Source organism: Stenotrophomonas sp. YJH_SMC_105-26 (assembly GCF_059368915.1).
In genome coordinates this window covers 36,125-48,242 of the sequence record NZ_JCAFSD010000010.1, presented here as the reverse complement: position 1 = coordinate 48,242, position 12,118 = coordinate 36,125, and the positions used below count along the sequence as shown (strand labels likewise).

10 protein-coding genes are annotated in these 12,118 nt (G+C 67.6%); 2 read left to right on the top strand and 8 right to left on the bottom strand.

Annotated features, from left to right (window positions below; all coding sequences use genetic code 11):
- Positions 1-70 precede the first annotated feature (70 nt).
- Both AC5P7F_RS18290 and AC5P7F_RS18285 read left to right on the top strand, forming a co-directional pair.
- Positions 71-721, top strand: a complete 651-nt coding sequence (locus tag AC5P7F_RS18290) for a response regulator transcription factor (RefSeq protein ID WP_230374552.1) — start codon at positions 71-73, stop codon at positions 719-721.
- Positions 718-3,045, top strand: a complete 2,328-nt coding sequence (locus AC5P7F_RS18285; RefSeq protein ID WP_164076847.1) for an ATP-binding protein — start codon at positions 718-720, stop codon at positions 3,043-3,045. Before AC5P7F_RS18290 ends, AC5P7F_RS18285 begins: the two co-directional genes overlap by 4 nt.
- Here the strand turns inward: AC5P7F_RS18285 and AC5P7F_RS18280 are convergent, their stop codons facing one another.
- From AC5P7F_RS18280 to AC5P7F_RS18245, 8 genes are all read right to left on the bottom strand, one after another.
- A complete protein-coding gene (locus AC5P7F_RS18280; protein ID WP_164076846.1) occupies positions 3,046-3,801 on the bottom strand; it encodes a SapC family protein in 756 nt (251 codons plus the stop codon).
- A 110-nt stretch (positions 3,802-3,911) separates the two neighbouring features.
- Entirely contained in the window at positions 3,912-4,184 is a 273-nt protein-coding gene (locus AC5P7F_RS18275; protein WP_005409616.1) for a hypothetical protein, read from the bottom strand.
- Positions 4,185-4,436: 252 nt separating this feature from the next.
- On the bottom strand, positions 4,437-6,473 hold the full coding sequence (gene fusA, locus AC5P7F_RS18270) for an elongation factor G (protein ID WP_164076845.1): 2,037 nt from the start codon (positions 6,471-6,473) through the stop codon (positions 4,437-4,439).
- Positions 6,474-6,920: 447 nt separating this feature from the next.
- Positions 6,921-7,670 (bottom strand): hypothetical protein, encoded by a 750-nt coding sequence (locus tag AC5P7F_RS18265; RefSeq protein WP_164076844.1) that lies wholly within the window; start codon positions 7,668-7,670, stop codon positions 6,921-6,923.
- Between the two features lie 63 nt (positions 7,671-7,733).
- Entirely contained in the window at positions 7,734-8,495 is a 762-nt protein-coding gene (locus AC5P7F_RS18260) for a heme ABC transporter ATP-binding protein (RefSeq protein ID WP_164076843.1), read from the bottom strand.
- Positions 8,492-9,535, bottom strand: coding sequence for a FecCD family ABC transporter permease (locus AC5P7F_RS18255; RefSeq protein ID WP_046430486.1), 1,044 nt, complete (start codon positions 9,533-9,535; stop codon positions 8,492-8,494). The genes AC5P7F_RS18260 and AC5P7F_RS18255 overlap by 4 nt, the downstream gene beginning before the upstream one ends.
- A complete protein-coding gene (locus tag AC5P7F_RS18250) occupies positions 9,532-10,578 on the bottom strand; it encodes an ABC transporter substrate-binding protein (RefSeq protein ID WP_164076842.1) in 1,047 nt (348 codons plus the stop codon). The genes AC5P7F_RS18255 and AC5P7F_RS18250 overlap by 4 nt, the downstream gene beginning before the upstream one ends.
- A gap of 51 nt (positions 10,579-10,629) precedes the next feature.
- A complete protein-coding gene (locus AC5P7F_RS18245; RefSeq protein ID WP_046430484.1) occupies positions 10,630-12,006 on the bottom strand; it encodes a YncE family protein in 1,377 nt (458 codons plus the stop codon).
- Positions 12,007-12,118: the final 112 nt, after the last annotated feature.

Genomic DNA, 12,118 nt, shown 5'->3' with positions numbered 1-12,118 from the left:
GGAATAGTCGTAAAAACGCAACGAATTCGATGTTCGACGCGACAGCGGCGCCAGAATGGCGGCCACGCCCATGGGCGCCGACCACCTCCCGCGCATGAATGGATTTCCTGCACCGCGTCGGCTTCGCCTGGCGCTCCTGGACGATCACGAAGTCGTCCGTCGCGGCACCGCCCTACACCTGTCAGGCGATCTCCGCTTCGACATCGTCGCCAGCCACGGTTGCAGCAACGAACTGCTCTGCAGCCTGCAACGCACACCGGTAGATGTGGCCATCATCGATCTCACGCTTGCCCGTGACGACCTGGGTAGCCTCGAGCTGGTTGCGCTGCTGCGCCGGGAATTTCCGCGCACGCAATTGCTGGCCTTCGCCACGCTCTGCCCCACCACCAACCTCAACAGCCTGATCGATGCCGGACTCCACGGATTCGTCAGCAAGGCCGAACCGCTTGCTGCATTGTCCGACGCCATCGTACGTGTTTCCCAGGGCCTGACCCGGGTTCCACCGGACGTCAGGCTGGCCGGCGATCGCGGCGAGCTCAGCCGCAACGAGCGCGAAGTACTCGGCCTGCTGTTGGAAGGCTTGACGGTCTCCGAGATCGCATTGCGGCGGCACCGCAGCATCAAGACTGTCAGCACGCAGAAGGTGGCTGTGCTGCGCAAGCTGGGATTGCGCAGCGACGTGGAAATCTACGCACTGCGCGAACGACTGGAGACACCGTGAGGCGCCAGCCGCCGTTGCGCCGCCGCTTCCTGTCCACGGGGCTGCTGGCGCTCCTTCTCCTGCCGGCTGCCTCGGCCGAAGATATCCGCTCGCCACGCTGGCTGCCGGGCAGCACTGTACGGGTCGCCACGACTCCCTCCCTGCGCCCCCTGCCCGCGGCCCTGGCCGATCCGTCATCACCGCCAACGCTCGCCCATGGCTATGCCAACCTGGTGGCGCGGCACGCCCAATTCCGTTTCCTGGAACACCCCTACCCGACAACCGCCGCATCAATCCTCGCTGCATGCCATCACGAGGCTGACCTGGTCATGGTGTTTGGCGGCGCAAGGCACCAGGCGCTGCCCTGCCCCGGCCTTGCCGCGTCCACCCCGTTCCGTGGCGGCGCCACCCTGTTGGCCGGACGCGCCGGCGAGTGGCTGCCACGGGAGATGCGCGAACTCGACGGCCGGGTCATCGCCGTCGTTGAAGGCGGACCCTACGCCAGCTGGCTGCACGCGCATCACCCGCAGGTCCGGCTGCGGCAGCTGCCAGACCGGCATGCAGCACTGGCGGCAGTCGAAACCGGCCTGGCGGACGTGGCGATTGGCCTGGAGCTCACGCTGCGCCCCCTGGTTCGACGCCATTTCAATGGCAGCCTGCGCCTGCAGCCGTTCGATAGCGGCTTCTCCACCGACCTTTACCTGCTGGTTCGCCGGGAAGACCAGCAACTGCTTGGGCGCATCGAACAGGCATTGCGGGAGATCACTCTGGAAGAGCACGCAGGCCTGCTCCACTTGTGGGCAGGCCAGACCCTGCCTGCCGCGGCCGGGAATGCACTGGACTGGATGCAGGCGTCGCCCCCGCGCGGGTGGCTGCTGCTGGCCCCACTGCTGATTGCCCTGCCGCTGCTGTGGCTCGCAATGCGCCACCTGCGGGCGCGCGGTGACCGAAGCAGCGCGCATGCCATCGGCGTGATCAGCCACGAGATGCGCAACTCGGCGCAGGCCGTGCTGACCTCGATCGAGCTGCTGGGGCAATCGACATTGCCCAAGGGCGAGCGTGACCTGCTCGCCGCTGCCAGCAGCGCCAGCCAATCCCTGCGCAGCCTGTTGAATCGCGCACTGGATTTTTCGCGCCTTGCGAGCGGCGCTTTCAAGCCGCATGCGCAACCCTGCGATGCAACCCAGCTGTGCCGGCAGGCTCTGGAGGCGATCCGGCCACAGGCCCAGCGGAAAGGCCTGCAGCTGCATCTCGATGCCCAGGGCGCATCCCCGTCGAACATCCTGGTGGACGCCGATGCGCTACGCCAGATTGCCAGCAATCTATTGGCGAACGCAGTGAAGTTCAGCGATTCCGGCCGCATCGAGCTGCGCCTGCAACTGATGCCGGCGGCGCGTCCTCGGGCGCTGCTGCTGGAGGTGATCGACAGCGGCATCGGCATCGCGCCGGCGCAGGTAGCCACCCTGTTCCAGCCTTTCCAGCAAGGCAGCAGCGGACAGCGGCGTGGCGGAAGTGGGCTGGGGCTTTCCATCGCGCGCGAGCTGGCCCGCGCAATGGGCGGCGACCTCACCGTGCACAGCGTGCTGGGCCGTGGCAGTCGCTTCATCCTGCGCCTGCCGGTGTGCCCGGCTGGCACCGGCGTGGATGCCCAGGACATGCCCGTGGGCGATACGCCACTGGCCGGACTGCACCTGCTGCTGGTCGAGGACCACGAGCTCAATCGCCACGTGATCGCCGAACAGCTGCGGCGCTGGGGCGCAGAGGTGTGCGCCGTGAAAGATGCGGCCAGTGCCCTGGCCGAACAGGCACGACAGCCCCGCTCCGTTGCTCTGATCGACATTGGGTTGCCTGGCGCCGATGGTCACGTGCTGGCGCGCGAGCTACGCGGGTCTGCCGGGCGCACCGTTCGCCTGATCGCATTGTCTGCCCGCACCGGACGGCGTCATCGCGCACGCTGCCACCGCTCGGGCTTCGACGCGGTGCTGGCCAAGCCGCTGCGCGCCGCCCAGCTGCTGCCTGCGCTCGACATTGCGCGACCAGAGGGCCTGGGCGCAGCCGCGCAGACGATTGACATGGACGCGGCCTACATCGCCGACATCCACGATGAGCTCGGCAACATGGAGCGGGTTATTGATCGAGCGGATGCATCGGCACTGGGCCATCACGCGCACCGATTGCAGGGCACGCTGCAGATGCTGGGCCAATGCGAGCATGCGGCCATCGCGGCGGAGCTGGTCGACCTGGCGCATGACGCCGCGCCGGACTGGGCCGATGCGCGGCGCCTGCTGGACGTGCTGAAGGCCGGACAGGGCTCCCGCCCAGCGGGAACCCTGCCAATGCCTTGATCAGGCGGCCAGGCGCTCGACCTGGCGACGGGTCAGGTCACTGAAGCGACCCAGCGACATCAGGTGCTGGTGGATCAGTGCCAGCCAGCCGCTGCGGTGCCACTCGACCACGGTGGCTTCCGGCAGCGCAACGAACTTCTCGACGTCCACCACCAGGAAGCCATTGAGGTTGAACTCGCGGCCATCCGGGGTACGCACGGTGGCGTTGCGCTCGACCAGCAGGCCGTTGTCGGTCAGGGCCTTGGAGAAGGCCAAGGTCTGTTCGTGCTCGCGGGTGTACTGGCCGCAGAACTCCAGCGCCTGCTGCACCATTTCGGTGGCCTTGCCGTCAACGAACAGCGGCTGGCCTTCCTCGCCGCCCTTGACCACGCGCGGGCTTTCTTCGTCGATGCCCAGCAGGAAGTCATTCTCCGCGCCGGTGTCGATGAAGATGAAGGGGTGGCGGCGCAGGTAGGCCGGAATATAGGCCTCGTCTTCCCACAGGCCGTCCTTGATGAACAGGTTCTGGTCGGACACGCCGACGGCAGCCATCGGAACCGCACCGGGGCCGGCGAACAGGATCGGGAAATGATGCAGCGCCAGCGAGAACTCGCCCAGCACCAGCGGAATGGCGTTGTTGCCGGCGGCGAACTCGAGCTTGCCCGGCAGGATGCGCAGATCGGCGTGCACATCGGCCTGCAGCGGCACCGGACGGGTATAGAACAGGGGAGCGCCGCTCGGCGCCGCTTCGGTGGTGGTGTCGCTGGTGGTGGTCATCTTGGGAACCGTTCGATCATGCGCGCCTGCCATCCCGGGCACGCCAGCGGGAACAACCTGAATCCCGCATTATCAACAAGCTCGATGACAACGGCCACCCCGCCAGCGAACTACTTCAGCTGCAGGGGGTAGCGCTGCCAGAGCACGTGGACCAGGAACCCGGCCAGTTCGGTGTCGCGCGCGCTCACCGCTGCACGGATCTTGTCCAGCAGCACCATGTCGCTGCAGGAGCGCACATCGGCGTGGTTGGCCTGCCCTGCCCGGCGCGCACGATAGCGTGCGGCCCGCTGCGCATCGCTCATCGCATACCCGAACTTGGGCGGACGACCGCGCTTGCGCGGCAGGGTCAGCTCCAGGGTTCCGGGGTCTTTGTCATCACGCATGAGAGGGGTGCGGGCGGCGGCGAGCAACGGGGGGTGCGCAATTTATCGTGAGGCATCACTTTAATCCAGCTTTTTCTGCAGTTTTGTTGCATCGCAATGCAAAAAAACGCATCGCGAGGGCCCCATCCACGCATGGCGTGGATCTAGTGCAGAGCTCGCGACCCGATCAGCCGGTAAATCCACGCCACGCATGGATGCGGAAACCCGAACCCACAAAAAAGGGAGCCCGCGAACGGGCTCCCCTCACCTTCTTCATGCAGCGCGCACCGGCTCGTAGCCATGCAGGTGCGCCTCGCTGCTGGCCCGCCCCTGGCTGAGCGAACGCAGCGAGGTGGTATAGCCCACCAGCTGCGCCAGCGGTGCGAAGCCACTGACCTCGGCGCGACCATCCTGATCGTCGATGCGGGCAATGCGACCATGGCGGCGGTTGAGGTCGCCGACCACATCACCCACCGACGCTGACGGCGAATGCACCGTCACCGCCATCACCGGCTCCAGCAGCTGCGTGCCGCCTTCGGCCAGCGCCGCCTTGATCGCCTCGGCGCCTGCGCGATGGAACGCCATCTCCGAGGAGTCCTTGGCATGGGTCTGGCCATCGACAAGACTGACCTCGATGCCGACCACCGGATGGCCCTGGGGGCCTTCCGACAGCGCAGCACGCACACCTTTCTCCACCGCCGCGATGAAGCTGCGCGGCACCACGCCACCGACGATGCGGTCGTTGAATACGACCTGGTCGTCCTCGCGCGGCGATACATCCAGCACCACGTGCGCGAACTGGCCCTGGCCGCCGGTCTGCTTGACCAGCCGCCCGACGACGCCGGTCATCGCACGCATCGGCGTCTCCTGGTAGGCCACGCGCGGCGCACCTACGCCTACGTCGACCTTCCATTCGCTGCGCAGGCGCTCGACCATCACCTCCAGGTGCAGTTCGCCCATGCCCCAGACCAGGGTCTCCGCCGTGTCGCGATCGGTTTCGACGCGGAACGAGGGATCTTCCTGGGCCAGGCTGGCCAAACCCTGTGCCATCCGGATCAGGTCGGCCGCACGCGCCGGCTCTAACCGCCACGCCAGCACCGGTGCCTGTGCCTGGATGTTCTCCAGGCGCAACGGCTGCGCACGACCGCTCAGCGTTTCACCACTGACCGCATCCTTCCAGCCCAGCACTGCAACGATGTCACCGGCCACGGCCTGTTCGATGTCGTGGGTCTGGTCGGCCTGCACCCGCACCAGGCGACTGACACGCCGCCCCTGCGGATGCTGCGAACTGGCCACCGCATCGCCCACCTTCAAGGTGCCCGAGTAAAGCCGCACGAAGCTCAACGCGCCGTGCTGCTGGTGGGTGATCTTGAACAGCAGGCCGGCCAGCGGACCGTCCGGGTCCGGCGGCAGCACGACCTCGCCCTCATCGCTTTCGGCGCTGACGGCAGGGCGATCCAGCGGCGACGGCAGGTAATGGACCACGGCGTCCAGCAGCGTCTCGATACCCTTGTCCTTGAACGCAGCACCGGCCAGCACGGGCACGCCCGCACCCGCCAGCGTCGCCCGGCGGATCGCCGCGCGCAGCTGCCCGGCATCGATCACGCGACCTTCCAGCCAGGCATCGGCCAGTTGCTCATCGTGATCGGCCACGGCCTCGACCAGCGCATCGCGCTGGGCTTGCCACTGGGCCCGCGTCGCTTGCTCCCACGGGGTCACCGTGGTTGCGGCACCATCCTGCCACTGCAGCACGCGCTCATCGACCAGATCGACCCAGCCGTTGAAGCCACTTTCGCTGCCCAACGGCACGCCCAGCGCCCACGGCCGCGCACGCAGCTTGTCCCGCAGCTGCTCCAGTACGCGCTCGAACGAAGCGCCGACGCGGTCCATCTTGTTGACGAAAGCGATCAGCGGCACGCGGTGGCGACGCGCCTGGCGCCACACGGTTTCGGACTGCGGCTGCACGCCATCCACGGCCGAGAACACGGCCACGGCGCCGTCGAGCACGCGCAGTGAACGCTCGACCTCGATGGCGAAGTCGATGTGGCCAGGGGTGTCGATCAGGGTCAGCCGATGCGGCGGCAGGTCGCGCGGCGCCCACTGCGCCTGCACGGCGGCAGCGCCGATGGTGATGCCGCGTTCGCGTTCGATCGCCGAGAAATCGGTGGTCGCGTTGCCGTCGTGCACTTCACCGACGCGGTGGATCTCGCCGCTTTTCCACAGCAGGCGTTCGGTCAGCGTGGTCTTGCCGGCGTCGATGTGGGCAATGATGCCAAGGTTGCGACGACGGGAAAGGGTCTGGGTGTTCATAAAGAGGTTCCTGCAAGGCCAACTTCAGGGGCCGCGCACCCCGGTTGGCGACAGGGTGCGCGGCTAGCGTTCGGTCTCGGCGATCTGGTGCATGGCACGTTCTCCTTTGCGGTACTGGATAGCGTCGGCTGGGTAGCGTCGACTGGGTAGAGTCGACTGTTAGTCGACTAACAAAAACAAAAAGAGCGCCCCGGGGGGCGCTCTGTCGAAGGTCCAGCGATGGCCGCTTCAACGGCCTCGTGGGGCTCCAGGCAGACACGCCCGTTCCGCGTTGGCGCGGGTCAGGGTGAAAAACTTCAGGAGCGGCATCCGATTCATGGGGCGCATTCTAGACCTGCCAATCTGGCGCGCAAGTGAATATTGCAAACATAAATGGAACGATGAGGCCGACAATGATCGGGGTCAGATCCCTTTGCCCCTGGGCAAAGGGTTCTGACCTCTCAGCCTTTACTTGCAGCCGTGCAGCGTGCGCGCCTCGGCCACGGTCGCCGCCTGGTCATCCCCCATCGAAATCCACCCCTTCAGCGACGTCGCCGGGTCAATGTGCGGCAGCCGCGGGCCACCATGGATCAGCACCTCGGTCCAGCTCCCCACCGGCGCCAGTTCGGACAGGCGTGCCGCCTGGTCATCCTCGGTGCTGAACGTGTCGTCCGGGCTCGCCGGGGGCGTCGTGTTCACGGTCTCGGTCTTGCGGGAATGCACACGCAGCGCGCCGCCCGGCATGCGCTGGGTGGTGACGTCGTAGCGCTCGATACCGTACGCCCAATGGCTTTCGCCAATGCTGCGGGTCTCGCTTCCGTCATCCGCCACAGCCACCATCTCGCCCGCCGGCCCGACCACGCCCGCGACAGCACCCAGGCCGGACATCAGCGCCTGGTAGACGATCATCTGCCGCTGCTCGGTGCTCAACGCACCGGCCTTGAGCTTGGCAGGGGGAATCTGCAGGTATGCCGCCTCCTTGCAAAGCACCAGCACCTGCTGGTCATCCCAACTCACGGACATTTCCTCGCTGGCGAAGTACTGCGTCCGGATGGACGCAACAGGAGAACCCGCGCCAGCGGAATGCCGTATCTCGATCAGCGAGGCATTCTCCGCCGCATCGGTCAGCGAAACCGGAGAGGTGGAAGCCGCAGTCGCAGCGCCTGCGAAGCCAACCAACACGGCCAGCAGCGTGCCGCGCGAAATGCTACAGATCATTGCATCAGTCCATTGAGGGAATACCGGTCAGACATGATACGCGGCGACGGCAGCAGATCCGGACTACGTCACCACCACCAACGGCACCCCGCGCCGCGGATGCTCCAGCACCACCACATCCTGCTGATAGACCCGCTGCAGGTTGTCTTCGGTGAGCACCTGCAGCGGCGTGCCATCGGCGGCCACCCTGCCCTGTTCCAGCAACACGATGCGGTCGGCATAGCCGGCGGCCAGGTTCAGATCGTGCAGCACCACGATCACGCACGCGCCGGCTTCGGCACAGGCACGCACACTGCGCAACGTACGCTCCTGGTGGCGCAGATCCAGCGCCGCGGTCGGTTCATCAAGCAACAGCAGCGGCGTGTCCTGCGCCAGCACGCGCGCGAACGTGGTCCGGGCGGACTCGCCACCGGACAGCTGCTGCACTTCGCGCAGGCGTAGCGCCTGCAGTTCGGCGGCATCGATGGCAGCTTCCACCCGTGCATCGTCCACACGCGGATCCGGCGGATGCGGCAACCGTCCCATCGCCACCACTTCTTCCACGCTGAAGGCGAAGCGCACGCCATGTTCCTGCGGCATCACCGAGCGCTCGCGTGCCAGCGGCCCGGCCTTGTAGCTGGCCAGCGGTTTGTCCAACAGGCTCACCTCGCCCGCATCGGCGCGCAGGTCACCGGCCGCCACCGCCAGCAACGTAGACTTGCCCGCGCCGTTCGGGCCAACCAGCGCGGTCACCGTGCCCGGTTCGAACGCCAGCGAGATGCCATGCAGGATCTCGCGCTGCTGGCGGCGCACCACCACCTGGTGCAGTTTCAGCAGCACGCTCATGGCGCCGCCTTGCGGCGCTGCTGCAGCACCAGCCAGAGGAAGAACGGAGCACCCAGCGCGGCCGAGAACAGGCCCAGCGGAATCTCCGCAGGTGGATCGAGCGTGCGTGCGGCGGTGTCGGCCACCACGATCAGCAGCGCACCGAGCAGCCCGGACAACGGCAGCAGCCAGCGATGACCCGGGCCGACCAGCAGTCGCGCCACGTGCGGCACCACCAGGCCGACGAAGCTGATCGAGCCCGCGAACGCCACCGCTGCGCCCACCAGCAGCGCACTGAACGCGACCAGGCGACGCCGCGTACGGGTCACGTCCAGCCCCAGGTGCTGCGCCTGGCGCTCACCCAGCGCCAGCATGTCCAGCGGCGTGGCCAGTCGCTGCAGCGCAAACACGCCGAGCGCAAACAGCGGCACCACCGCGGCCACGTCGGCCCAGTTGGCGCGCGCCAGCGAGCCCATCTGCCAGAACACCAGCGACTGCAGCTCGCTTTCGCTGGCGATGTAAGTAAGGAAACCAATCAGCGCCGAGCAGAACGCGGCCATCGCGATGCCGACCAGCAGCAGCGTGGCATTCCCACTGCCTTTGCCGGGCCGGGCCAGCGCATAGGTCAGGCCGATCGCCAGCGCGCCGCCGACGAAGGCTGCCACCGGCACCAGCCAGCCGGCCGCACCGGCAGCGCCGAGAACAATGGCAGCCACCGCACCCAGCGCAGCACCCTGGCTGACACCGACGATGCCGGGGTCGGCCAGCGGATTGCCAAACAGGCCCTGCAGGCTGGCACCGGCCATCGCCAGCGACGCACCGACCATCGCGCCCAACAGGGCGCGCGGAATGCGCAGCTGCCAGACCACGGCCAGATCACGGCTGCTGACTGCCCCTGGGTCAAGCAGGCCCAGCTTCACCGCAAGCGCCTGCATCACCTCCAGCGGCGGCAACCGCAACGGACCCACGGCGAACGACGCCAGCACTGCCCCCAGCAGCGCCAGCAACGCCACCATCAACATCGTCCGCCCGCGACGGCGGCGCCGATCCGCCGGACTCATGCCTTCGGCAAGGCTGCCAGGGCCTTGGCCAGCGCCAGCGCGCCCGCACCAGAACCCACGCTGGTGTACTTCAGCTGCACATCCGGCATCACCCAGACCCGATTGGACTGCCCGGCCGGCGTCTGCTTCAGCGTCGGGTACGCCTTCCACAGGCCTTCGGCACCGCCGAACAGCCGCAGGTCATGCTCGGTCACCAGGATCACCTCCGGTGCCGCGGCGACCACCCCCTCGTTGCTCAGCTGCGAGTAGTTCTTCACCCCGGCCTCGGTGCCGATGTTGATGCCGCCGGCCAGCGCGATCAGCTGCGCTGACGCGCTGTCGGCACCGGCAACAGTGGGCGAGCCGCCAGCGCCGGTGGCCGATACGTGGATCAGTCGTGGCGCATGGCCCAGGCCCTTGCCAATCGCTGCAGCCTCGTCGAGCTGGCGCTGCACCTGCGTGGCCAATGTTTGCCCCGCTTCGGCCAGCCCTAGTGCGGCGGCGACCTTGCGCACCTTGTCCGGGGCCGGCTGCAGATCATCGATGACCACCGCCGGCTCACCGACTTCGCGCAGCTTTTTGGCCAGCTCGGTGTGGCGGCGCAGGCTGTTGCCGAGGAACAGCGAGCCCTGCAGGCTCAGCACGCCCTCCACGCCGGTGTTGCGGTTGAACAGGAACTGGTGCGGCGCGGCCAGGCCGGCCTGGGTGGTGGTGTTGGTCGGCGCGGCGAATACCTGCGTGCCCAGCCCCAGTGCTTCGATCACCGCGATGACGTCGTCGCCACCGGCAATGATCCGGCTGGTATCGGTCACCTCGATATCGGCGCCGTCATCGGAATGCACCTTGGCCGGCAGCATCGCCTTCTGGTCATGCACGGCCGGCAGCTCGGCACCGGCCACGCGCTGCCAGCCTGCCGGCAACGCGGTTTCGGCAGCGGCCGGTGCGGCGGGCGGCTCGGCGGCCTTCTGGCCATCAGGCGGTGTCGACGCGCCGCCACAGGCGGCCAGTACCAGCGAAACAGCCAACGGAAGCGCACACAGGCGCAGACGGGACGCGATGTTCATGCTCGTTCTCCTTGCTGGCAGGGCGGCGCGCACGCCGCCCCACCGTGTGACTTACTGCTTCGGGGTGATGCGGGTGATGCGGTCACCCTTCGGGTCCTCAGCGCCGCGCGACTTGTTCACCGCGAACACGTTGCCCTTGCCATCGGCGCGGACGTGGTTCGGCAGCGTGCCGCCATCAAGATTGGCGACCACCTTGCCGTCACCATTCACCACGGTGACCGTGCCAGCGCCACGGTTGCTGACATAGGCCAGGCCGGAGGCATCATCGAAGGCGACGTTCAGCGCACCGGCGCCGACCGGCACGTCATGCAGCACCTTGCCGGCAGCCACGTCGACGATCAGCAGGTTGTCGGTGCCCTGCGAGGCGACGTACAGGCGGTTGCGTGCCGCATCGAAGGCCACGCCCGAGGCACTGATCGAATTACCCAGATCGATGACCTTCTCGACCTTGCCGCTGGCCACATCGATCACCGCCGCTTCCGGGGTGCCGATGCTGACGGTGAACAGCTTGCCGCCCTTCTCGTCCAGCACCAGGCTCATCGGGGTGAACGTGCCGTCGTCCACGCCGGATTCCAGCGTCACTGCCGGCAGCTCCTTGAAGGTCCTGGCGTCGAACACCGACAGGTGGTCCTCGCCCGTGGCCGAGGCGAACACCTTGCCGCGGGTGCCATCGACCACCACGTCGCGCGCGTGCGGCACAGTGTCGGCCGGGAACTGGTGGACCAGCGACAGGTCCTTCTGCCGGTAGACCGCGATCGAGTTCTGGCGGGTGTTGGTCACCCAGACATTGCCGTTGGTGTCATCCACGCCCACGCCGTAGACCGCGTACACCGCACCATTGGTGCTGCCCGGCACCTGCGCCGGGGTGATCGCCCTGGTCACCTTCAGCGACGTCGGGTCCAGCTTCAGCAGCTGCGACTGGGTCACCGGCGGGCGACCCACCGCCGAGGTCACGAACACTGCGTTGCTGGCGGCGCTGTAGGCGGACTGGTACAGGCCCGGCACCAGCTTGCTGGACCGGGTGGCGAACTGCGCCTGGCCGGACAGCGGCAACTGCGGCGACACGCGCAGCTTCAGCACCGTGGCCGCAGCCGGCTGGCTGGCGCGCACCACCACCGGGTGGGTGCCCGGCACCGCGTCGGCCGGAATGCTCAGCTGGGTCTTGAAGTTGCCATCGGCATCGACCACCACCGGCTGTGCGTTGAGCACGCTGTCGCCACGCAGCAGGCTGACCTTCTGGCCCGGCACGAAACCACGGCCGACCACGTCGGCGGTGCTGCCGGGAACCACGTTCTCACCGCGTGAGACGACCTCACCCTTGAAGGTGGCGTTGGCCGGCTGGTCGAACACCGGCTGCGCGGTGGCGGTCACTGCCAGCAGCAGGCCGGCAGCGAGAGAGGTAAGACGGAGAGACGGACGGAACGACATGGCAGGCTCCTTGCACACGTAGGCCGCGCCACGTGGCGCGGGGGTCATCGGTTGCCTGGGCCGCTGCACGTCGGCAGCCTCGCCTGGGTAGTGGGGTCGCACGGCAGCGCGT